Consider the following 23,072-nt stretch of genomic DNA (forward strand, 5'->3'; position numbering starts at 1 on the left):
ATGGGCAACAGCAACCTTTTCGCGGCATTTTTCTTCCCGTCCACCGCAGTCGTCCTGGTCTTCTTTATGAAGTACGCGGCCTCCGTCCTGCAGGCGCGCGGGCGCCTCGCCCAGGATGAAGCCTATCGCGAGCTCGCGGCCAAGGCCGCGGCCTCCCAAGCCGAAACGGCCGCCGCGCTGGCGGACATCCAGGCGCGGCTTGGCCGGCTCGAGAAAGTACTCAAGGAAGTCGAGTGACCATGAGGCGGATGCTGCGGTTCCTGGGTTTCACGTTGCTCGGCCTGGTCGGGCTGGCCGCCCTGTTAGGCGCGCTGCTCGGCTACCTCGTCTATTCGCCGGAGCCGGAGCTTCCGCAACTGTCCGGCACAGTCGCCAAGGGCGCGATGGAGGCCGGCGGATTGCAGCGGACCTACCGCAGCTATCTGCCGCGCGACCTGCCGAAAGGCGCGCCGCTGGTGATCGTGATGCACGGTTCGGGCGAGAACAGCGCGTCCAGCCGGATTGAGACGGGCTACGGCTTCGAGCGGCTGGCCGACAAGCATGGCTTTGCGGTGGTCTACCCGGATTCGTACACCTTCGACTGGAACGACTGCAGCACGATCGGCGAATTCAGCGCCAATGGGCGCCCGGTCGATGACGTGGGATTCCTGGGCGCGCTGGTGGACAAGCTGGCGGCCGAAACCGGGATCGATCCTGGCCGCGTGTTCGCGACCGGGATTTCGGCTGGCGGGTCCATGTCGATCCGGCTCGCGCTGGAGGCCCCTGCCCGGTATCGCGCGGTGGCGGCGGTGGCGGCGAGCGTGCCCGCGCCGGAAAACTTCAAATGCCAGCCCGCCGGGCCGGGGCCTTCCGTGATGATCATGAACGGCACCAAGGATCCGCTGGTGCCGTTCAATGGCGGCGAGATCAACCTGCTCGGCATGTTCTACAAGGGCGGCAATGTGAAGCCGTCGCCGGAAGCCGGCCAGTATTTCGCGGACTTGAATAAACTGAGCGGCGCGCCGGAAACCGTTAAGACTCCGGGAGCCGACGGCATCAGCGCGGAGCATACCCGCTGGCGCAATGGCGGCAAGACGGAAGTGGAACTGGTCACCATACACGGAGGCGGACATGGGATTCCGCAGCCTTACCGGCGGCTGCCTAGATTGCTGGGACCGTCGGCTTCGGAACCGAACGGGCCGGAACTGATTTGGGCATTCTTCCAACGGCAATCGCAGTAAAATACCGCCGCCTGCGTGAATGAGGTTCAGTTAAGCGCGTTCTCATGTAGGGCGGAGTAGCTCGAAGAGCTATTCCGCCGGATGCGTGCGGACCTGCCGGCATCCGGCGGAATAACGCTGCGCGTTACTCCGCCCTACGGGGCCACGACGGACCTTAACTTAACGGTATTGCGCCGCCTGTGGCGACCTTTAATGGAGAGAGCAGAAAAATGTCCACCGATTCGAAACCATGCCGTAATTGCGGCAACAGCGAATTTTTCACGAAGGAAGTTAGTGCGGACGGGGCGGCCATGCTGCCCATCGGCGCGCTGCACGGGCCGAAATACCAAATAGTTGTCTGCGGCAGTTGCGGTCTGACCGAGTGGTTTGTTCCGAGCCGCTTCCTGCCCCTTGTAAGGGAAAAACTTGATCCGCTATGAGCGGATCAAAAGACTGGTGCCAGCGCTGCTTCCACTGCAACGTATGGACTTTCGAAGGCGCGGCTTCCGCCGTGCCATCTCCATCCACCTGCTACATGTTTTGCAGGAACAGATTCAACTCCCCGCTACGCTTCCATAGTTCCATATCAAAGCTGGGCTCTCAAGCTCCCAGGCTCCCGCCGAGTTGTGGCTCAAATCGCGGAGACCATCGGCATCGGAACCGAACGGGAACTTATCTGGACCGTTTTAGAACGACACCTGCGCTAACGCCACCACATTATCCAATAGGCAAGAAAATATGCGCAGAGGCAGCACTATCAGGCATAATTTGTTCCTCTAACAAGCATTGAGGCACATTGGTCCATGCCGTTGGTGGGCACTATTTACGCGCCGGCATCACCCTGACCTCCCAAAAACCATTCACATGACCGACAAAAATCCCTACCTCCCCCCGCAAGCGGCGCTGGACGATGCCCCTGAAGCCAACATTTATCCGGATTATGGATGGAATGTTGCCCGCGCCCAGAAGGCCCTGCTGGTCGCCGTGATACTGCAGATTGGCGGTGTGGTGACGGATGTGGGGTGGCTGATCTACTTGTGCGGAGTCGGCCTGTCGTTCTGGGCGGTGTACAACCTCGGTGACGCGCTACAGACACATAAAGATGGATTTTCGACGGGTGGCGGCGGCAAATGGCTTATGCTGATATGGATTCCGTATGTTGGCGTAATCGCCCTTCTGATCCTGAATGGAAAAGCCACGAGGTTTTTGAAAGACGCCGGGTACACGGTCGGACTTTTTGGCGCGCGCCGCAAGCTGGGCAAGTAGAGCGTTAAAAATCCGCAACGACGACAAGCGGATACCCAGCGGTGTATGCTGCAAAGTCTTATAACGGCCAAAGCAGACATTTGAAACAAACCTTTTGGCGCTTGCGCCGTACCTTGGATGAAAATTCTTCGACTCTTGTTCGGTCAAAGGAATGCACCGACTACTTCCGCTGTGGTAAGTCATGCAGAACACAGACAGCCGCTTGATCAATATGTTGCTGGACGTATTCAAGAAGCAAGATCCGCCACTAATGTTGAAGATTTGCAGGTGTTGGCGCGTGACTACTCCGGGTACGTTCGTGAAGCAGCAATAGCACGATGCGTCGAACTTTCCTTGCCGGAGCTTTTCGCGCTTGTTGCAGAGCGCTTGAATGATTGGGTGCCTCAAGTACGTCGCCTGGCGCGGCAGGCCTTGGTGACAATGCTTCCGTTCGTACCTTCATGCCAGGTGCTGTCGGCACTTCCTGCAATCTTATTGCTGCACAGCTCGGGCAGGGATGAATACTCAAGTTGGCTTAATGAATTTGAAACAGCGTTGATTGCCGCCATTCCAGTTAAAGAGTTCATTACAAATGCTAAAGGTAAGAACATTAAGACGGCTCGGGCTTGCGTTCACCTGCTCAAAAAGCACAATCTGTTGGAGACAATCGAGCTCTTTAAATTAATTGTAGGACGCAATGATGATATCGTACGGAGCGGCGGCCCGCATTAATCGCTGATATCGAAGGCTGCTTGGACGAATTAGAAAGTGCCGATGCTCGCGAAGGAACAAATTTTTATTTTGCACGATCTAGAATGCGTGATGTTATAATTAATAACGACATCATTTCTTTAAATGAGTTATTCGCGAACAGGAAAAATCTTCCAATTTCAGCAAAAGTTGCTCTGTTGGGCATGTTATCCTTAAAAGATAAGGACTTTCAATATGATGAACTTCATAGTGAGCTCGTGAAGTCGACGCGGGATCGCAAAAATCCTCTCGCGAAGATTGAAATAGCACGCATCGATTTTGAGCATTTGATTATAAAACAGCAATTTTCTGAGGCGGCTAAAATATTAAATGTTCATAGGGAGAATTTCACTGAAGTTTGCTGCGAACAACTTGCCAGGCAACTGCCTTCAAAATATTTGAAGGCATGACTAATGCGATAAATTAGCAGATGGGATCGTGCGGCATGCAAGATCTACTTTCATACGGTCCAGAGGCAGGGCCGCCGATTTTCTGACCGCTCACTCAGTGTTCGGTTTGGGGCGGAAGCGAACTGCCGCTTTACTATCGTGGCGTCCACTGAAGCACCCGCACCTTGGACGGCTGGGCATCCGCCGTCCCCTCCCCGTCCACCTGCTGCACGTTTTGCAGGAACAGATTCAACTCCCCCCTGCGCTTCCACAGTTCGGTATCAAAGCTGGGCTCCCACGCGCCCGCCGAATCCTCGGTCAGATCGCGCACGGTCCAGCGCTTGGCCTTGAAGTTCTCGATGCTGGCCACCGACACGCGGCTCCCCCGCTCCTGGTCGCGGAAGATCAGCAGCGCCGATGGCTTTTCACCCTGGATATCAACCATGATCTGCGGCCGCGAGATCGGAATCGCCTTGGTGCCCTGGCCGCTCAGCGAGAACGGCGCGGTCCTGAAGTCCAGATTCAGCTGGCTCCACTCGGCGCCATCGCGGTATACCACGTGGTACTGCGGCACCGTAGATCCGGCCTCGCGCCAGTAGCTGGCGATGTAGGGATTGCCTTCCCTGTCCGCCGACATGGAGGTCTGGTTGATCAATTCACTGTTCTGCGGAATGCGCGCGGCGTATTCCGCGCTGGCCGCGGTGATGGGCAGCGTGTACCGCTCGCCGCTGGACTTCTCCCACGTGCGTCCGCCATCGCGCGAACGGGCGTAGGCCATGTCGTGGTTGCTCGCCACGTCGGGCGACTCGCGCCACACCCAGGACACGTGCATCGTGCCGGTATGGTCGAGGAAGGCCTGCCAATAGGCGTTGCGCTGCCCTTCCCCGCTTATCAGGTTGCTGTGCACCCGGCTCCAGGCGCCGGCCGCCACGTCGTATCGGTTGATCACCAGGTTGCCCTGGCCGGAGGCGCCGTTCCGGTACAGGAACAGCAGGTTGCCGTCCGGGAGCCGGTAGAACTCGGGGTAGGAGACCGATCCTTCATCCAGACCGGTCATCGGCATCTTGGCCGTTAGTTCAAGCGCGCCCGGGCTCACGCCGCGCGCGTAGCGCAGGGTGTGGTTGTGGTGGTCCCAGGACATGTGCAGGTAGCCCGCGCCGTCGACCATGATGCTGATGCTGTTGTGGGCGTCGCGGGCGTTACCCTGGTATGGCGTGCGTTTCAGTTCCCACTGGTCCGTGCCCAGCTTGCGCTTGCCCAGCACCACGTGGGCGTCCTTGTCGTAGAAGGCGATGTACTGGGTGTCGCCGTGGCTCGCCAGGGAGTTCTTGCGGAAGACCACGGCGTTGACGGAGTTTCTGGCCCAGCCGTCGGCGACGTCGATGATGCGGACCGGGGGGCTGGCGCAGCCGGCGAGCAGGCCGGCCAACACGGCAGCCTGCAGTACATACTTTAGTTTCATTGTTCAGTTCTCGTTCTATAGGGCGGAGTAGCGCGGAAGCGCGTAGTCCGCCGGATGCGTGCGGGCCGGCACACATCCGGCGGGCCTAAAGCCCCGCCCTACGCAGACCTGGCGTTACAGCTTGCCGCGAATGCCGATCTTGATGGTGCGGCCATCATACTTCGCGTAGTCCATGCGCGTCTTCTTGCCGCTGCCGTACTGGCCGGTGGCGTCCTCGAAGTAGTCGTAGGCCAGCGTGTTGGACAGGTTCAGCGCGTCCAGGCGCAGTTCCAGCGATTCGCTCAACTTGTAGCTGATGTTGGCGTCCAGGTAGCCGCGCGCGGCGCGCCAGCGGATCATGTCGTCGCCCAGGTTGCGCGGGTTGTCGCCATGCAGCGAGCGGCCCTTGTAGTTGTAGGACATGCGCATCGCCAGTGGACCACGCTCGTAGTACGCGGTGGTGCTGTAGGCGTACTTGGGCACGGAGTTGACTTCCACTTCCTTGCCCGCGTTGGTGATCCACTTGAAGCTGTTGAACGGGTCGATGTGCGTGTAGCTGGCCAGCGCGCCGAAGCCCTTGAACGGCTCGGGCAGGAAGGTGAACGCCTGCTGGTAGGCCAGTTCGAAGCCTTTGAGCGTCTGGTTGCCGGCGTTGCTGAAGCTGCGCAGCGTCATCGGCAGGTTCGGGTCCACGCGGCCGGAGGCGTCCTGGAAGATGGCGCCCAGCGCGGTGTCCGGCAGGCCCAGCGAACCGAAGGTCACGTTGGTGGTGCTGGATACCGTGGCGTCGGTCAGCTCCTTGCGGAACACGGCGGCCGACACCAGGCTGCCAGGCTGGAAGTACCATTCCAGGCTGGTGTCCAGGTTCTTGGACTGCTGCGGGCGCAGGTTCGGATTGCCGGCCGTGGCAGTGTTATCGAACTGGTTGGGGATGACGGTCTGCGCGGCGATGATGGACAGCGATGCGCGGCTGATGGTCTTGCCCCACGAGGCGCGCCACATCAGGTTGTCCGTCAGGTCCAGCGCGGCGCTGAAGGCGGGCAGCACATTGCTGTAGGAGCCCTTCTCCTGGTTGGGCTGGTAGGCCAGCCCCGCGCCCTTCTGCTTGAAGTTGTCGATCAGCGTCTCGGTGCGCGAGTAGCGCACGCCGGCGTTGAAGCGCAGTTCGCGGTCCAGCACCTGGCCCTTGAAGTCGGACTGCACGAAGCCGGTGGTGACCTTTTCGCCGGCGGTGAAGCTCTGCGCGGGCGTGAAGGTGGCTTCGGAGTTCAACGCCAGCGGGTCGAAGGTGGAGTAGGTGTAGTCGCGCGTGAAGGTGCCCCAGGCCTTGGGCCAGCCGGCGCCCATGTCCAGGTTCCCGATCGGCAGGTTGGACGTCATGCCGCTGCGCAGGCCGGCGGTGCCGAGCGAGTTCAGTTTGGCGGTGGCGGCGGAGGTGCCGTTGCGCTTGTTGATGCCCTTGGTGGTGTCGACGTACACCAGGCCGGCCTTCAGGTGGCCGGTCCAGTCGCCCGGCAGGTTGTAGTCCCAGTCGGCGACCACGCGTCCCTGCTTGGCCTTGTCGGTCTCGCGGGTCCAGCCGGTGCCGATGCCGAAGCCCTGGAAGTTGTTCGGGTCCGTGTAGCTGGTGGGCGAGGACATCGACGGGTACACGTGGTCGTCGCCGTAGTCGATGGTGGAGTCGACGCCGAAGATCTGGCCGGACAGCGTGTCCTGGTAGCTCAGGGCCTTGCTGCTGTTGGAGCTCAGTTGCGCGGTCAGCGCCAGCTTGTCGTTCACCGTCCAGCGGCCGTTCAGGGCCGTGTAGCCGAATTTGGTTTCGTCTTCGCTGTAGGTGACGCCGCTGCTGTACGAGGTGTTGCCGAAGGTGCCGGTCAGCAGGTTCGATTCGGGATCGACGCGCACGTTGATCGGCACGAAGCCGTTGTTGCCGGTCTGGCCCGCCGGGGCGTTGCGGTTGGTGGTCTTGCTGTTGCGGACCAGCAGGCCGAAATACATCTCGTCGCGGGTGTTGGTCAGTTTCGAATACAAGGTGTCCAGGCTCAGATTCAGGCCACCGCTCTTGTACTGCAGCGAGGACACCATGCCGTCACGGGTGCGCTCGTTGGCCGAGCCGTAGAAGCGGTAGATGCGCGGCAGCAGCGCGTTGTCCACCGCGCTGCGGGTGTTGGAGCCCAGGTTGGCGCGCGGGTGGTCGTAGTCCAGCGTGACGGCGAAGTTGCCCTTCACCGGATTCTGGCTGCCGCGCGCGGAGCTGTTGTAGCCGCCCGTGGCCTCGAAGCCGGAGCGGTTGTTCACGCTGGACGAATGCGACACGCCCGCCAGGAAGCCCCACTCGCCCCAGGTGTTGGAGAACAGCGCGAAGCCCATCGGGTCGGCCTTCTTCGACATGGTGTTGTAGGACTCGACCAGCGAATAACGGATGGTGCGCTTGGGATTGTCGAAGGGGCGCGGCGTCTGCAGGTCCACCACGCCGCCCATGCCGCCTTCGCTCAGTTCGGCCAGCGGCGATTTGTAGAAGTCCACGCGGCCGAACAGTTCGGACGCGAACACGTCGTAGTTGAAGCCGCGCGCCGCGCTGCCGATGGTGCCGGTGGAGGTGGCGTTGACCGGCGCGCCGTTCAGCGTGGTGACCGAGTATTCGGTGGGCAGGCCGCGGATGGAGATGCGCTGGCCCTCGCCGGAGCTCTCGTCGCGGTTGAGGATCACGCCCGGCACGCGCTGCAGCGATTCGGCCACGTTCGCCTCGGGGAATTTGCCGATGTCCTCCGCGACGATGGAGTCGCGCACGCCGATGGCCTGCTGCTTCAGGTTCAGCGCCTTCTGCAGGCTGGAACGGAAGCCGGTCACCACGACGGTGTTGACGGGCGCCTCGCTCGCGGGGGCCTCGCTCGCCACGGCCTCGCTTTGCGCCAGCGCGTTCCCGTACGCGGCCGATAAGGCCAGCGGTACCAGCGTGGCCAGAATCTTCTTCCTCATTTGTCTCTCCTTTGTAGTTTTGATAGTTGACGCTTAGCTTACGTTTACCAGCCTATCAATTTTTGTTTCAACGTTACCATACTAAAATCGTATAACAGACGCGCAAATGGTTATAGCTACTGGCATTGATTACCACAACCATATGATTTAAAAGAAAATAATCAACTTTATGAGCAAATTCACCTTAGCCCTTGACTGGCTAAAAACAGGATTTTATTTCATTTTAAGCAATATGTTAGCGTTGTCATAGCACCACATCATGATTGCCCCTGAAAAATCCGTCCTTGCCACCGGGAGATAGACGTTATGATTTCGGCTCAGAAGAAAAATCAGGGTTGGGAGACAGGATGCGCAAGGGAAGTACGTTGACCGAAGTGGCCAAGGCGGCCGGCGTTTCGGTGATCACCGCCTCGCGCGCGATTCGCGGATTAGGCTACGTGTCGGAGGCGACCCGCCTGCGGGTGATGGAAGCGGCCCAACTGCTCAACTACACCCCGGACATGCTGGCCAAGCGCATGCGCGGCGACAGCGGAAACCTGATCGGCGTTTTCATCAACAACTTCGGTTCGGTGGTGATGCATGAACTGATCAGCGCCATCAGCAAAGAGGCGCGGCGGCTGGGTTTCGACCTGGTGGTGTTCCACGCGCAAAGCTTCAATGAGCCGGGCCGCGCCGCCACCAGCGAAATGCTGCGCAAGCTGTGCGACGGCCTCCTGCTGGTGCTGCCGAACACCTTCGACCATTATCTGGACGTGCTGGAAAAGGACCGCTTCCCCTGCGTGCTGGTGAACTTCTCGGCCCGCAAGATGAACCTGCCGGTGGTGGTCAGCGACAACCGCAACGGCGCGCGCAAGGCGGTGGACCACCTGCTGTCCCTGGGACACCGCCGCATCGGCTTCATCGCCGGCACGCCGTTCACCGGCCAAAGCGCGGAACGCCAGAAGGGTTACGTGGACGCCTTGTGCGCGGCCGGCGTGGAGATCGATCCGGCGCTGATCATCGAGGGCGACTTCAACCAGATCAGCGGCTTCAACGCCGCCGAGAGCCTGCTGTCGCTGCCCCAGCCGCCCACCGCCATCTTCGCGGCCAACGATGAAATGGCATTCGGGGCGATGGACGCGATCCGCACGCGCGGGCTGAGCGTGCCGGAGGATGTCTCGCTTGTCGGCTACGACGACATCCCCGCCGCGCGCTACGTCTACCCCACCCTCACCACCCTGCACCAGCCCTTCGTGGAGATGGGCGTGCGCGCGGTGGTGGAGCTGGTCGATCTCATACGGGGCAAGGAAGTGGGGGCGGACCGCGTGGAGTTCACGTCGGAGTTGATTGTTCGTGGGTCCACCGGGCCCGTGAGGCGCGTTCCCGCGGAGAGCTAGGCATGATACCCGGCGGCCCACACTTGGGCTCCCGTCCACACGGGGGCGACGGCAACAGCGACGGTGACGCAGCCGGCTAGCGCCATGAACATCTCCGCCCACCGCCAGGCCGGCACGCTGCGCTACACCGCGGCGGGGCTGGCCATCGTCATCTTCTGGCTGCTGCTGGGCGAGTTCGCCATCGCCATGCGGGAACGCTCGGCGCTGCCCAGCGTGCTGGAACTGCTGCGGCGCCATCACGCCTCCGACACCACGGTGTCCCTGCTGGTGTCGGCCTTCCCGTCCATCCTCGGGCTATGCCTGGGTCCCATCATCAGCTATCGCTCGGACCGGTATCGCAGCCGCTGGGGGCGCAGGCTGCCCTTCCTGATGGCGGCCACACCCGTCGGCGCGGCGGCGATGATAGGGCTGGCGTTCTGCCCCACGCTGGGCGCGGCCACGGACCGCTGGCTGGGCGCCTGGTCGCCGGGGCTGGACGCCTGCGTGCTGGGTTACTTCTGCGTGTTCTGGGCCATATTCGAATGCATCGTCATCACCACGCTGGCGCTGTACGCGGGGCTGGTGAACGACGTCATCCCCTTCCCCATATTGGGCCGCTTCTACGGCGGCTTCCGCGTCGTCAGCCTGAGCGCGGGCATCGTGTTCAATTACTGGATGTTCCCTTTGACGGACCAGTACCTGTCCGAGGTCTTCGCCGGCATCGGCATCCTGTTCGGCCTGGGCTGCATGCTGATGTGCGTGATGGTGAAGGAAGGCGACTATCCCCCGCCGCCCGAGGAAAACGGCGGTGGCGCGGGCGGCTTGGCGGCCATGGGGCGCGAGTTCATGCGGGAGTGCTTTTCCAACCCGCGCTACCTGTGGGTGTTCGCCGCGATGATGCTGGCCAGCGTCACCTTCAGCCCCTTCAACACCTTCTACCAGTACTACGCCAACAGCGTCGGCATTTCCAAGGCCAGCCTCGGGTACATGTCGGCGGTCGCCTACGGCATCTCCATCGTGCTGGCTTTCGGCATCGGCTGGCTGGTGGACCGCTACAGCGCGGTGCGGGTGTCGCTGGCCATGCTCGCGCTGCACTGCGTGGTGTCCGTGTGCGGCTACCTGGGCGTGCGCGACGCGCACAGTTTCTCGGTGCTGTACGTCGCGCATGTGATCATCTCCGGCGCCTACTTCACGGCGGCGGCCTCGATGCCCATGGCGCTGTTCCCCAAGATGCGCTTCCTGCAGTTCAATTCAGCCAAGGACGTGATGGTCTCGCTGGCCACCATCGCCATCGGCGTCCTGCAGGGACCGGTGTTGGACTGGTCGGGCCACGACTACAGCCTCACGCTGCTGAGCGCCGCCATCCTGTCGCTGCTGGGCGTGGCCTGCCTGCTGCGGGTGCAGGCGGCGCTGGCCCTCACGCCGGCTGGCCCGCGGCGCGCCCTTCCGTCAACGTCCGCTTGAGGATGGACGGCATCACGCCGCCATCCGCCAGCAACCGCGTCTCCAGCAGCGTTTCCACCGCCGCCACGGCGCCCACCGTTTCCACCGCGCCATCCGCGCGCCACACCTCCACCCGCACCGCCTGGCGCGGACGCAGCGAACCCGCGGGCGCCTCCACCACGATCCTGTCCAGGGCTTGCAGGGCCTTGTCGCCGGACAGCGCGCCGGGCGGCACCAGCAGCGGCAATATGCCCATGCCGATCAGGTTGGAGCGGTGGATGCGCTCGAAGCTCACCGCCAGCACCGCGCGCACGCCCAGCAGGCGCAGGCCCTTGGCCGCCCAGTCGCGCGAGGAACCGGTGCCGTAGCGCTCACCCGCCACCAGCACCACCGCGTCGCCATCGTCGCGGTAGCGCTGCGCCGCCTGCCAGATCGGCAGCACGTCGCCGGACGGCACGTGCAGCGTGTGGGCCAGCGGCAGTCCCGCATACAGATGGTTCACCAGCGTGCGGTTGTGGAAGGCGGCGCGCAGCATCACCTGCCAGTTGCCGCGCCGCGAGGCGAACACGTTCAGGTTGCCGCGCTCCTCGCCGCGCTCCACGAGATAGTCGGCCACCAGGCTGCCGGGCGGGATGGCGCTGGCCGGCGAAATGTGGTCGGTGGTCACGTCGTCGCCCAGCACCAGCAGCGGATAGGCGGCGTAGCGACCCAGCAGCGTGCCTTCGGTGGCGGCGGCGAACGGGGGGCGCTGCAGGTAGTTCGAAGCGGGGTCCCAAGGGAACAGCGCGGACACGGGGGACTCCAGCGCGTGCCACGCCGGGTTCAGCGTCGCCCGCTCGAAATCGCGCCGGAAGTCGGCGGAGTCGCCCGCCAGGCGCAGATGATGCTCGATTTCCTCGCTGTCCGGCCAAAGCTCGCCGAGGTAGACGGGCTTGCCGCCGGCCGTCATACCCACCGGCTCGTGGCACAGGTCGCGCATGGCGTCGCCGGCCAGCGCATAGGCCACCACCAGCGGTGGCGACATGATGAAGCCCAGGTCCAGGTCCGGATGCACGCGGCCGGGGAAGTTGCGGTTCCCGGACAGCATGGCCACCGGCCTGCCGCTGCCCTCGTCCAGCATGGCGCGCATGGGTGCGGTCAGCGGGCCGGAATTGCCGATGCAGGTGGTGCAGCCGTAGCCGACGATGCCGAAGCCCAGCGCCTCCAGATCGTCCAGCAGGCCGGCGCGCTCGAGGTAGGAGCTGGCGGCCGGGGAACCGGGTGCCAGCGAGGTCTTGGTCCAGGGCGCGGGCGCCATGCCCAGCGCCCGCGCCTTGCGCGCCACCAGCCCGGCCGCCACCAGCAGGCGCGGATCGGAGGTGTTGGTGCAGCTGGTGATCGCGGCGATGGCGACCGGGTGCAGCGGCAAATCGCCGGCCAAACCAGGGGACAGACCTCCCGCGCCGCACGCATCGGCAAGCTCCCGATGCGCTGACCGCGGGTCTGTCCCCGATGCCGCTGCCGGTTGAGGGGCCGCCGGCTTGAACTTCAGTTCCGCCAGCGCCGCCGGCACCTGCGAATAGCGCATCCGGTCCTGCGGCCGCGCCGGTCCCGCCACTTGCAGGCCGATCTCGTCCAGGTCGATCTCCACCACCTTGGTGTAGCGCGCCTCGTGCGCCGGCTCGCCCCACAGGCCGGTGCGCTGCGCGTAGGTCCGCACCAAGGCGATCTGCGCTTGGCTGCGCCCCGTCGCGCCCAGGTAGGCCAGCGTCTGCGCGTCGATCGCGAAGTAACCGCAAGTGGCCCCGTACTCCGGCGCCATGTTCGCCACCACCGCGCGGTCGCCCGCCGTCAGCCCCGCCACACCGGGGCCGAAGAATTCGACGAAATCGCCCGTCACATCCAGCTCGCGCAAACGCTGCGTGACCGTCAGCGCCAGGTCGGTGGACATGGCCGGCGCGCGCAGCCTGCCCAGCAGGCGCACGCCCACCACGTCGGGTATGCGCAGCATGACGGGCATGCCGAACATCACGGTCTGCGCCTCCAGCCCGCCCACACCCCAGCCCAGCACACCGATGCCGTTGACCATGGGCGTGTGGCTATCCGTGCCGATCAGCGTATCCGGCATGGCCCACGGGGTGGCGCCGTGGCCTGCGCCGCCGGGCTGCGTGGCCACCACGGTGGCCAGCTGCTCCAGGTTAATCGTATGCATGATGCCCGTGCCCGGTGGATGGATGCGCACACCGTCCAGCGCCTTCGACGCCCAGCGCAGGAAGCGGTAGCGTTCCTCGTTGCGCCGCATCTCGAAGCCCAGGTTCACCTCCGCCGCGCCCCGCGCAGCGAAGGCCTCCACGGCCAGCGAATGGTCGACCGACACGTCCACCGGCAGCATGGGATTGAGGCGCGAGGGATCCGCGCCCGCCTCGGCCAGCGCGTCGCGCATGGCGGCGATGTCCACCAGCGCGGGCGTGGCCGTGGTGTCGTGCATCAGCACCCTGCCCGGCTGGAAGGCGATTTCCGCCTCGCTGCTGCCCTGCTCCAGCCAGCCGAACAGCGCCGCCACGGCCGCGTCGCGCTCCTCGCCATTGGCGTTTCTGATTGTATTTTCCAGCAGTATACGCAGCACATAGGGCAAACGATCCAGCCGCTCGCCGAACAGCGCTGGCAGGTCGACAACCTTGTAAATAGTGCCATTGACGATCATGGCGCCCGGGGAATAGGAGAGATTATTTGTCTTCATGGTGCGATCATTATTGCATTTAACATCGATTAAGTGCAATAATGAATTGCACAAATTCGCATCTACGGAGACATCATGGACAACATCAGCGGTTTTGTCGCCGCCGAATTCCTCACCAACGGCAGGCTGCGCGCGGCCATCAATCTCGGCAACCCCATCCTGGCCAGCCAGCCGCCCGGCCAGGCGCAACCCTCTGGAGTCTCGGTGGACCTGGCGCGCGAGCTGGCCAGACGCCTGGACGTGGAACTGGAAATGGTCGTCTTCAACGCCGCCGGCCTCGCCGCCGCCGCGCTGGCTGCCGGCTCGGTCAACATCGGCTTCGTCGCCATCGATCCGCAGCGCGGCGAGGGCATACGCTTCACCCCTCCCTACGTGCAGATCGAGGGTAGCTATCTGGTGCGCGAGGAATCGCCGCTGCGCGCCAAGGAGGAGGTGGATCGGCAAGGCATCCGCGTCGCCGTGGGCCTCGGCAGCGCCTACGACCTTTACCTGGGCCGCACGCTCAAACACGCGCAACTGGTGCGCGCGGCGACGTCGCCGTCGGTGGTCGACACCTTCCTGCACCACGAGCTGGATGTTGCGGCGGGCGTGCGCCAGCAGCTCGAGTACGACGCCGAACGGTTTGGCGGCCTGCGCATGCTGGACGGCCGCTTCATGACGATCAATCAGGCCATGGGCCTGCCCCTGCGCTGCAGCGACGGCGCGTGGCGATTGCTGTGCGGCTTTGTCGAGGAACTGAAATCCGGGGGCTTTGTGGCCGACGCGCTGGCAAGGCACGGCATCGACGGCGCGGCGGTGGCGCCGCCCGCAATATAACCATAAAAGAGGAGCACAAATGAACAAGAGAACACTGCTGGCGGCGCTGGTCGCGTCGGCCTGCGTGATGGCGGCGCCGTACGCCGCCGCGCTAATCCCGGCCGGCTATCCCGCCACCTACGCCAAGACCATCGAGGCCGCGAAGAAGGAAGGCAAGCTGGTGATCTACAGCACCACCGACACCAAGCTGGCGGGATCGCTGGTGAAGGACTTCAAGGCGCTCTACCCCGGCATCCAGGTCGAATACAACGACATGAACTCCACCGAGATGTACAGCCGATTCGTGTCCGAAATGGCGGCCGGCGGCGCCAGCGCGGACCTGCTGTGGAACTCGAGCATGGACCTGCAAATGAAGCTGGTCAGCGAGGGATACGCGGCGGCGTACAAGTCGCCCGAGGCGGACGCCATTCCGGCCTGGGCCAACTATCAGGACACCGCCTACGGGACCACATTCGAGCCCGCGGTCCTGGTGTACAACAAGCGGCTGGTGCCGGCCGGCGACGTGCCGGCCACCCACGCGGCGCTGCTCGCGCTCCTCACCACCAAGGCCGACAAGTACCGCGACAAGGTGACCACCTACGACGTGGAGAAATCCGGCGTGGGCTACCTGCTCACCACCAGCGACCAGGCGCAGAACAAGCAGTTCTGGGACTTGGCGCGCGCCTTCGGCAAGGCGGGCGTGCGGGTGCAGTCGTCGAACGGCACGATGATGGAGCGGATCTCCTCGGGCGAGCAGCTGATCGGCTACAACATCCTCGGCTCCTACGCCCACGCCCGCGCGAAGCAGGACCCGTCGCTGGGCTATGTGGTGATGACCGATTACTCGCTGGTGCTGTCGCGCGTGGCCTCGATCAGCAAGACCGCGCGCAATCCGAACGCGGCCAGGCTGTGGCTGGACTACATGCTGTCCAAGCGCGGGCAGACGCTGATCGCGAACGAGGCGCAGCTGTTCTCGATTCGTCCCGACGTCACCGGCGACGGCACTGCGGCGGACCTGGCGCGCAAGCATGGCGCGGCGCTGAAGCCGATTCCAGTCCATCCTTCCATCCTGTCGCACATGGAACAGTCCAAGCGGCTGGCCTTCATCAAGAGCTGGAAGGAGGCGACGGGCAAGAAGTAGCGACCAAGCTCTCGACTAGTAGGGGCGACAGCAACTGACCGCAGTGCTGTCGCCGATCTACTTCAGGCTACTATATTGGACTTCAAACGGAACAGGAATCGGTCGTGGTTTTTCCTCGCCGGGAACGACATACTCCAGCTTGAGAAGAACGCCTCCGCCCTTCTGGAAGTGTTCCATGCGAATAGGATAAAAGCCCTTTTCCAATGGAACCAGATAGGTTTTCGGGCTACCGCCGCCATGAAGGCCATCATATGCGATCAGCAGTTTGTCATCCAGGAACAATTTTGATCCATCGTCCGAATCCAATACGAAGATATAATAACCATCCTTTTGTATTTCAATATGGCCTTCGATCACGCAAGCGAAGTTGACTTGGCGCGAAAGTTTGTTTATATCGAAATCCTTGTTGGCAATACCGGACTGGATGGGCTTCAGCTTACTAAAATCGGGGAGCGTGTCCCACTCCCCTTCGTAATATGAATAGTGGAAGCCGCCCGACTGTGCGTTCTTCGGCTTTTCATTCGCGGGAAGTGTCTTTCCAATTTTGAACTCACCGACAGTCGATTTATTATATCGGTCGTTACGGCCAAGCGCTCTCGCGGACAGTTTTACGCTGTTCATCAAGCTATTTTCGGGTTCCAATATTTTGGATGCCGTTGTGGGCTCGCTTCCATCCGTTGTATAACGTGCCGATTTGGGTGCTCCAAAAAAGTAGACAGTATAAGGCTTATCCTTCAGAACAATGCCATTCATCGGATGGAATTCGACGCCACGGTTGCTGTAGCCGTCGTAGAAAAACTTCAGTCCGTCGTAAACGCTTTTCAGGCGTACAGAGCCATGCGTCTCATCCGGATAGGCTGCGATCTTCCAGTTCAGGTCTTTCGGGGCCTTACTCTTCAGAACGGAATCCATGATGGGAATTCCCATCTGCTTGAGGCCATCACCTTCGCGCCCTGTGATGAAAAGGGATTTGCCCGACTGCAGCGAGACACTTAATTTATCGGCAGCAAGTTTATTCATATAGTTGCCGTCCCACCAAAAACTCGGATCAACCGCGAGGTACGAGTTGAAGAGCTGTGGTTCGGTAAGCAGCGCGTACATGGAAAACACGCCGCCGAAAGAATGGCCGAACAAGATGTTGCTACCATTGGTGGGATACGACTTGTTGATATAGGGTATAAGTTCGCTCTTGAAGAACGATAGGAACTTGTCCGCCCCACCCGACGCCGCATTCCCGGCAACATTTGTCGGCAAAAAGTCACGGTCGCGGTTGGTGTTAAACACGGCCACAATGATAATGGGCGGCATGTATGACTCGCTCTGCGCAAACTGTTGGATCGCTGCAATGGACTTCAAGTTCGAGTCGCCATCCAAGAGGTATAACACCTCGTACTTTTCTTCAGATCCGGGCTTATAATTCTCAGGCAAGAGCACCTGGATCACTCGCTCCTCTTTTAAGATATCTGAGTACAGCGAATCACGCTTGCCAGGCAGATTCTGGGCAAGCGCGTTGGTAAAAAATGCCAAGAGGGGAATAATGAACAGCGCGCGACGAAAGAGAGAGATGGTTTTTTTCATTAGGGGCGTCTCAAATTTAAGATTGCTCGGTTCGCCAGCTCTGTTAGCGCTACCCCAGCTCGCCGATCGTTTTCCCCAAGCATAGTTAGCCTGCGGCAGGAGCGGCGGAGCGGGAGGTCATCGATGACGAATCTTGCAAATATACCATGCTGCTTGAACCCGGATTGCAGCTGTCCCAATAAAAGGAGTTTCACATGGCAGATAGGAGGACAAAAGTGCTGAGCGCACAGATACCGCTTCCGCTGGCGGAGAGGGTCGAGAGGATGGCCGAACGGCTCGGGCGTACGCGCGGATGGATTGTGAAGCAGGCACTGTCGGCTTGGCTCGATCAGGAAGAGCACCGCGAACAATTAACCCGCGAAGCCCTTGCCGACGCGGACGCAGGCCGCGCCGTCGATCACCAGGCAGTGTCGGCCTGGGCTGACAGCCTGAATACAGACAAGCCGCTACCAGCGCCGCGCTGATGGAACTGAAGTGGACCGGCAGGCGCGTTCCGACTGGGCGCGCCCGCATGAGTTGCTCGCCCCGCTGGATTACTTCAGCCTCAGTTCATCCGCGATGATGTACTGGCGGTTGACGCGGTACTGGCCCTTGTCCTTGCTCCACTCCACCCAGCTGGCGTTGTTCTGCACCAGGTCCGCGCGGACCTTGGCCTGGGTTTTCTCGCGCAGGCCGAGGCCCTCGTCGCCGTTGTACTCGTAGAACATCAGCGCCGACCAGTGGCGGCCCACGACGTAGCGGCCCAGGTAGACGTTGTACTGGTTCAGCACACCCTCCTTCAACCAGCCGTCCAGCTGCGGCACCAGGTAGCCGCGCAGGTAGGCCATGTACTTGTCGGTCGGGACCAGGTAGTCGTAAGGGATCACCACGTACACGCCCGAGCCTTTGCTGGTGCCGCCTTCCAGGTACAAATCGCCCGGATTGGTGTCGATCTTGTTCACCAGCGCCAGCGTCTTTTGCGGCATCCCGGCCGGCATCACGGCCTCCACTTCCTTCCACTTGGCCATGGAGGCCGCGTTGGGGAAGTTCAGCAGCGTCATCATGTCCCAGTTCTGGTTGTCGTTCCAGCGGCTGAACAGCACCTTGTAGGCGCTCAGCAGGCCTTCGGTCTTCCACTTCTCCAGCTGCTGCAGGCCCTCGGTCTGCATGTATTGGCGCAGCGGCAGGCGGTTGACCGGCGAGGCGTGGTACTCCATCACCAGCGCCGTGGTGCCCGCCGCCGTGGGGTCGGCCGCCGGCGCGGCTTGCGCGCCGGGCTGTACGCCGGCCAGCATGGCCGCCGTGCTGAAGGCCAGCCCGCGCCAAAGTGTCGTAGATTTCACTTTCCTGTCTCCTGTTTTTGTTTAAGAAAATGTCGCGCTGTTTTCCTGCTTCCTGATCCCGGCGGCGCGCGCGGGCTGCACGGGCATGGTCACGACCTCCTCGCCCGGCGCGCAGCGCAGCGCGTCCAGTTGTTCCGGCGGCAGCACCAACCTGCCGCCCTCCGGCGCCGCCCGCGCGGCGATCACGCGGAAGTCGCGCATGCTGGTGGTGGACACCAGCGCGTCCACGCCGGCGAGCGCCGTTCCGGCCTCCGCCACCACGCGCATGCTCTCGCGGCTGGCGCGCAGGTCGCCGACCTTCGCCTGCAGTACCGGGCCGCCGTCGAAGATGTCCAGGTAGCCCTCGTAGCGCAGGCCTTCCTGCTCCAGCAGGCGGCGCGCGGGCACCGTGTCCACGTGGGTCTTGCCGATGGCGGCGCGCGCCTCTTCGCTCAGCAAGGCGGTGTAGAGCGGGTGCCGCGGCATCAGCTGGGAGATGAAGGCCTTGTCGCGTCCGCACATGTCGTCGGCGGCCTGGAAGTCCATCTTGAAGAAATGGCGGCCCAGGCTCTCCCAGAACGGCGAGCTGCCGTCGATGTCCTGGTAGCCGCGCATCTCGGCGAATATGCGTTCCGAGAACAGCTCGGGGAACTGCGCGATGAAGAGGAAGCGGCTCTTGGACAGCAGCTTGCCATTCAGGCCCTGGCGGTAATCCGGGTGCAGGTAGAGCGAGCACAGTTCGGCGCAGCCGGTCATGTCGTAGGAGAGGTAGAGCGCCTGCATCTGGGCGAACACGTTGGCCTCGGCGCTGGAATGGATCATGGTGCCGAGCCGGTAGCTGTAGAACGGTTCGTCCAGGCCGACGGAGCGCTTGATGGCGCACACGCCGCCCACCCGGCCGGTGGCGCAGTCCTCCATCACGAACAGGTAGTCGCATTCGATCGGGGCGGCGGTGCCGGCGAAGGATGCGGAGGCGATCTCCAGGCGCCGTTCCAGCGCGCCGCGATCGGCTTTCAGGGTGGTCATGCCCGGGCCTATCTGGCGGGCGAGTTCCAGGACGGCGTCGAGGTCTGTCGGCGCGGCGGGTCGTACGATTAGCATGATGTTCTCAAAATTTTTGGATGTGGGTATCCCGCCCGCGATGCCGGTGGCACCGCGGGTTGTTGCGATTCGAAACAGGAAAGCTAGGCCGCCTGGTCCACCACCGCCGCGCGGTGCGGCGCGGCGCCGGTCCCTGCTGGCCTCAAGGGCACCAGCTTGCGCGCCTGGTTGCCGTCGACTTCCGGCTGGAAGTAGCGCAGGTCGCCGCGCGCCGGCGGCAGCTTGCGCGTCTCGACGCGGAAGCCCTCCTCGCGGTTGCCGTACAGTTCAGGCACCGCCTGCAGCAGCCGCTGGGTGTAGGGGTGGCAGGGCGCGTCGAACACCTCGTCGCGCGTGCCCTCCTCCACCACGTGCCCGCGCAGCATGACGATCACGCGGTCGGACACCTGCTCGACCACGCCCAGGTCGTGCGAGATCAGCAGGCACGCGAAGCCGTAGGTGTCCTGCAGCTGCACCAGGATGTCGAGCACCTGCTTTTGCACCGTCACGTCCAGCGCGGAAACCGGTTCGTCGGCGATGATGATGTCGGGCCGCACCACCAGCGCGCGGGCGATGGCCACGCGCTGGCGTTGTCCGCCCGAGAGTTCGTGGATGTAACGCTTGGCGTAGGCGCCGCCCAGCTGCACGTCCTCCAGCGCCTTGGCTACCCGGGCCTCGCGTTCGAACCTGTTGAGGCTATCGTCCAGCCGCAGGCCTTCTGCCACCAGCGCGCCCACCTCCATGCGCGGATCGAGCGAGGAGTACGGGTCCTGGAACACCATCTGGATGCGGCGCCGCGCGCTGCGCAGCTCTTCCTTGCCGGCGGTGAGCAGGTCCTTCCCTTCAAACAGGATGGCGCCGCCCGATGGTTTCAGCAGGCCGAGGATGGCCTTGGTCAGCGTGGTCTTGCCGCTGCCCGATTCGCCGACAATGGCCAGCGTCTCGCCGGGCGACACCGAGAACGAGGCCGGATGCACGGCGCGTACCTGGCGCTTGCCGAACCAGCCCTCGCGCGCCTCGTAGTCCACCGTCAGGCCGCGCACCTCGAGGATGGGCGGCTTGGGCGGCGGCGGCACGGCGTCCGGGTCGCGCTTGGGCAGCGCGTCCAGCAGCTTCAAGGTGTAGTCGTGCGCGGGACGCGACAGCACCTGCTTCACCGGTCCGGTCTCGACCGCGTCGCCGCGGCACATCACCAGCACGCGCTCGGTGTACTCGGCCACCAGCGACAGGTTGTGGCTCACGAAGATCAGGGCCGTGCCCTCCTGCACCGTCAGCTCCAGCATCAGGTCCAGCACTTCCTTCTGCACCACGCAGTCCAGCGCCGTGGTGGGCTCGTCGGCGATCAGCAGCTTGGGCTTGAGCAACATGACGGCGGCCAGCATGATGCGTTGGCGCATGCCGCCCGAGAACTCGTGCGGGTAGCGTTGCATGCAGTCCTTGGGATTGCGCACCAGCACCCGTTCCAGCATGGCCAGCGCCAAGGCGCGGGCCTCGGCGCGGCCGATGCCGCGCCGGCACACCAGGCCCTCGGTCAGCTGGTCGCCGATGCGGAAGGCGGGGTTCAGCGACACCATCGGTTCCTGGAACACCATGCCGATCTCGGTGCCGCGCAGCGCGCGCCAGTCCGCCGGCGTGTTGCGGAACAGGTCGCGGCCGTTGAAGACCGCGCTGCCGCCGGACACCGTGGCAGCGTCGGGCAGCAGGCCAAGCAGGGCCTTGCCTATCATGGTTTTGCCGCTGCCGGACTCGCCGACGATGGCCAGCGACTGGCCCTGCGCGAGGTCGAAGCCAACCCGCTTGACCACCGCGCGGCTACCCTGCTCCGGGCACGGGAAGGCGATGGTCAAATCGCGCACACTCAACAAAGGCTGATTCATCAGTGCGCTCCCTTCATGCGTGGGTCGAGCAGGTCGCGCACGGCGTCGCCCAGCATATTGATACCCAGCAGGGCGAACGAGATCATCGCGCCGGGGAAGATGGACAGCCACACCGCCTGCTCCATCGAGTTGCGGCCGTCGGACAGCATGCCGCCCCAGGTCGGCGCCGGCGGCGGCACGCCCAGCCCCAGGAAACTCAGCGCGCTCTCGGACAGCAGCGCGGAACCGAACAGCGAGGTGGAGAAGATGATCAGCGGCGCGATGCAGTTCGGCAGGATGTGGCGCGTCACGGTCCACAGGCCGCTGTTGCCCATGGCCTGCGAGGCGATCACGAAGTCGCGCTGGCGCAGCGAGAACACCGTGGCGCGGGCGATGCGGGCAACAGAAGGCGTGTAGGCCAGGCCCAGCGCCATCACCACGCCCAGCTTGGACGGGCCGATGATGGCCATGATGCCCAGCGCCAGCAGCAGGCCAGGGAAGGCCATCAGCGACTCCAGGAAGATCATCACGACGCGGTCGGTCCAGCCGCCCAGGTAGCCGGTCAGCACGCCGATGGCGGTGCCTGAGATGGTGGCGAACAGCACGGTGCCCAGGCTGACGGCGACGCTGACGCCCGCCCCGGCCATGATGCGCGACAGGACGTCGCGCCCGAATTCGTCGGTGCCCAGCCAGTGCTCGGCCGACGGCGGGCCGTACTTGGCCATCAGGTCGCCGTCGACCGGATCGTAGGGCGTGTAGACGCAGCCGGCCAGCGCCAGCAGCACCACCACGCCGACGAACAGCACGCCCACCACCAGGTTGATACGTTTGAATGACATTTTCATTGGTGCCTCACAGCTTGATGCGTGGATCGAACAGCGGATACAGCAAGTCGATGACCAGGTTGACGAACACGTACAGCAGCGCCACGAACAGCAAACAGCCCTGCACCACCGGATAATCGCGGGCGTAGATGCTTTCCACCAGCAGGCGCCCGATGCCCGGCAGGGTGAACACGGTCTCGGTCACCGCCGCGCCGGACAGCAGGTGGCCCAGCACCAGGCCGATCACCGTCAGCGTGGGGCCGAAGGCGTTGGGGAAGGCGTGGCGCAGCATGACGCGGTTTTCCGGCAGGCCCTTGGCGCGGGCGTGGGCGATGTATTCCAGGCGCAGCACGTCGATGGTGCTGGCCCGCATCATGCGCGACAGCGCGGCGATCTCGGTCAGCGTGATGGCGATCACCGGCAGCACCATGTACTGCAGCGCCGCCCAGCCGCCGGTGGCGACCGACTCGAAGCCGAAGGTCGGCAACCAGTTGAGCTTCACGCCGAACAGCCAGATCAGCATGATGCCGACCCAGAAGCTGGGAATCGACACCAGCACGATGGCGCCCGCCACGATGCTCAGGTCCGGCCAGCGGTTCTGGCGCCAGGCCGCGACCATGCCGGCCGGGATGGCGATCAGGCAGGACAGCAGTGTGGCCGCCAGCACGATCTGCGCGGTGACGGGGAAGTGCTGGACGATCAGTTCCAGCACCGGCTCGCCGGTCTTGACCGAGTTGCCCAGGTCGCCCCGCAGCACCTTGCCGGACCAGCTCAGGAACTGGCGCGGCATGGACTGGTCCAGGCCCAGCGAGGCGCGCATTTCCTGCACCAGCGCGGGGTCGGTGGCGTCGTGCAGCATCAGCGTGACCGGGTCGCCCGGGATCAGGCGGATCATCACGAACACCAGCAGCGAGACGATCAGCGCCGTGGGCAGCGCCATCACTATGCGTTTTAATGCGTAAGACAACATGGGGAAA

General features: G+C 63.4%; 20 protein-coding genes. 11 read left to right on the top strand and 9 right to left on the bottom strand.

Features of this window, described 5'->3' with window-relative positions; translation table 11 throughout:
• The 6 genes from BM436_RS19635 to BM436_RS36305 all read left to right on the top strand — a co-directional run bounded on the left by BM436_RS19635 (position 1) and on the right by BM436_RS36305 (position 3,604).
• Entirely contained in the window at positions 1–237 is a 237-nt protein-coding gene (locus BM436_RS19635) for a hypothetical protein (RefSeq protein ID WP_093557227.1), read from the top strand.
• Between the two features lie 2 nt (positions 238–239).
• Positions 240–1,220 carry a CE1 family esterase gene (locus BM436_RS19640; protein ID WP_093557228.1) on the top strand — a complete coding sequence of 327 codons (981 nt, stop codon included), beginning with the start codon at positions 240–242 and terminating at the stop codon, positions 1,218–1,220.
• Positions 1,221–1,429: 209 nt separating this feature from the next.
• Positions 1,430–1,639, top strand: coding sequence for a zinc ribbon domain-containing protein (locus tag BM436_RS19645; protein ID WP_093557229.1), 210 nt, complete (start codon positions 1,430–1,432; stop codon positions 1,637–1,639).
• 424 nt (positions 1,640–2,063) lie between these two features.
• On the top strand, positions 2,064–2,465 hold the full coding sequence (locus BM436_RS19650) for a hypothetical protein (RefSeq protein WP_093557230.1): 402 nt from the start codon (positions 2,064–2,066) through the stop codon (positions 2,463–2,465).
• A gap of 117 nt (positions 2,466–2,582) precedes the next feature.
• Positions 2,583–3,176 (top strand): hypothetical protein, encoded by a 594-nt coding sequence (locus tag BM436_RS36300; RefSeq protein WP_143133233.1) that lies wholly within the window; start codon positions 2,583–2,585, stop codon positions 3,174–3,176.
• Between the two features lie 20 nt (positions 3,177–3,196).
• Entirely contained in the window at positions 3,197–3,604 is a 408-nt protein-coding gene (locus tag BM436_RS36305; protein ID WP_143133234.1) for a hypothetical protein, read from the top strand.
• Between the two features lie 133 nt (positions 3,605–3,737).
• On the opposite strand, the gene BM436_RS19655 is transcribed toward BM436_RS36305, so the two are convergent.
• Together BM436_RS19655 and BM436_RS19660 are read right to left on the bottom strand one after the other, a co-directional pair.
• Positions 3,738–5,045 (bottom strand): BNR repeat-containing protein, encoded by a 1,308-nt coding sequence (locus tag BM436_RS19655; RefSeq protein WP_093557231.1) that lies wholly within the window; start codon positions 5,043–5,045, stop codon positions 3,738–3,740.
• Between the two features lie 114 nt (positions 5,046–5,159).
• The gene (locus tag BM436_RS19660) at positions 5,160–8,003 is read right to left on the bottom strand and encodes a TonB-dependent receptor (RefSeq protein ID WP_093557232.1); all 2,844 of its coding nucleotides are present in this window, start codon (positions 8,001–8,003) and stop codon (positions 5,160–5,162) included.
• A gap of 347 nt (positions 8,004–8,350) precedes the next feature.
• Here BM436_RS19660 and BM436_RS19665 point away from each other — a divergent pair, with 347 nt between their 5' ends.
• On the top strand, positions 8,351–9,379 hold the full coding sequence (locus BM436_RS19665; protein ID WP_093557233.1) for a LacI family DNA-binding transcriptional regulator: 1,029 nt from the start codon (positions 8,351–8,353) through the stop codon (positions 9,377–9,379).
• 84 nt (positions 9,380–9,463) lie between these two features.
• Positions 9,464–10,822 carry an MFS transporter gene (locus tag BM436_RS19670; protein ID WP_093557234.1) on the top strand — a complete coding sequence of 453 codons (1,359 nt, stop codon included), beginning with the start codon at positions 9,464–9,466 and terminating at the stop codon, positions 10,820–10,822.
• Here BM436_RS19670 and acnA read toward each other — a convergent pair.
• Positions 10,776–13,520, bottom strand: a complete 2,745-nt coding sequence (gene acnA / locus BM436_RS19675; RefSeq protein WP_093557235.1) for an aconitate hydratase AcnA — start codon at positions 13,518–13,520, stop codon at positions 10,776–10,778. The genes BM436_RS19670 and acnA overlap by 47 nt on opposite strands.
• 75 nt (positions 13,521–13,595) lie before the next feature.
• Between acnA and BM436_RS19680 the strand changes: the two genes are divergently transcribed.
• Both BM436_RS19680 and BM436_RS19685 read left to right on the top strand, forming a co-directional pair.
• Positions 13,596–14,336: a transporter substrate-binding domain-containing protein gene (locus BM436_RS19680; protein ID WP_093557236.1), complete on the top strand. Its 741-nt coding sequence runs from the start codon at positions 13,596–13,598 to the stop codon at positions 14,334–14,336.
• A 19-nt stretch (positions 14,337–14,355) separates the two neighbouring features.
• Positions 14,356–15,456, top strand: a complete 1,101-nt coding sequence (locus BM436_RS19685; protein WP_093557237.1) for an ABC transporter substrate-binding protein — start codon at positions 14,356–14,358, stop codon at positions 15,454–15,456.
• Between the two features lie 57 nt (positions 15,457–15,513).
• On the opposite strand, the gene BM436_RS19690 is transcribed toward BM436_RS19685, so the two are convergent.
• On the bottom strand, positions 15,514–17,034 hold the full coding sequence (locus BM436_RS19690) for an alpha/beta hydrolase-fold protein (RefSeq protein WP_093557238.1): 1,521 nt from the start codon (positions 17,032–17,034) through the stop codon (positions 15,514–15,516).
• A gap of 194 nt (positions 17,035–17,228) precedes the next feature.
• Between BM436_RS19690 and BM436_RS19695 the strand changes: the two genes are divergently transcribed.
• On the top strand, positions 17,229–17,498 hold the full coding sequence (locus BM436_RS19695) for a CopG family ribbon-helix-helix protein (protein WP_093557239.1): 270 nt from the start codon (positions 17,229–17,231) through the stop codon (positions 17,496–17,498).
• Positions 17,499–17,567: 69 nt separating this feature from the next.
• Here BM436_RS19695 and BM436_RS19700 read toward each other — a convergent pair whose 3' ends face one another.
• From BM436_RS19700 to BM436_RS19720, 5 genes are all read right to left on the bottom strand, one after another.
• Positions 17,568–18,356 (bottom strand): hypothetical protein, encoded by a 789-nt coding sequence (locus BM436_RS19700; protein ID WP_143133235.1) that lies wholly within the window; start codon positions 18,354–18,356, stop codon positions 17,568–17,570.
• 21 nt (positions 18,357–18,377) lie between these two features.
• Positions 18,378–19,436, bottom strand: coding sequence for an arginine N-succinyltransferase (astA, locus tag BM436_RS19705; RefSeq protein WP_093557241.1), 1,059 nt, complete (start codon positions 19,434–19,436; stop codon positions 18,378–18,380).
• A gap of 83 nt (positions 19,437–19,519) precedes the next feature.
• Positions 19,520–21,292 carry a dipeptide ABC transporter ATP-binding protein gene (locus BM436_RS19710; protein WP_093557242.1) on the bottom strand — a complete coding sequence of 591 codons (1,773 nt, stop codon included), beginning with the start codon at positions 21,290–21,292 and terminating at the stop codon, positions 19,520–19,522.
• Entirely contained in the window at positions 21,292–22,110 is an 819-nt protein-coding gene (locus BM436_RS19715) for an ABC transporter permease (RefSeq protein ID WP_371859655.1), read from the bottom strand. The genes BM436_RS19710 and BM436_RS19715 overlap by 1 nt, the downstream gene beginning before the upstream one ends.
• 13 nt (positions 22,111–22,123) lie before the next feature.
• Positions 22,124–23,065 (bottom strand): ABC transporter permease, encoded by a 942-nt coding sequence (locus BM436_RS19720; RefSeq protein ID WP_093557244.1) that lies wholly within the window; start codon positions 23,063–23,065, stop codon positions 22,124–22,126.
• Positions 23,066–23,072: the final 7 nt, after the last annotated feature.

Source organism: Pseudoduganella namucuonensis (assembly GCF_900116645.1).
In the GTDB taxonomy this organism is placed as follows: Bacteria; Pseudomonadota; Gammaproteobacteria; order Burkholderiales; family Burkholderiaceae_D; genus Rugamonas; species Rugamonas namucuonensis.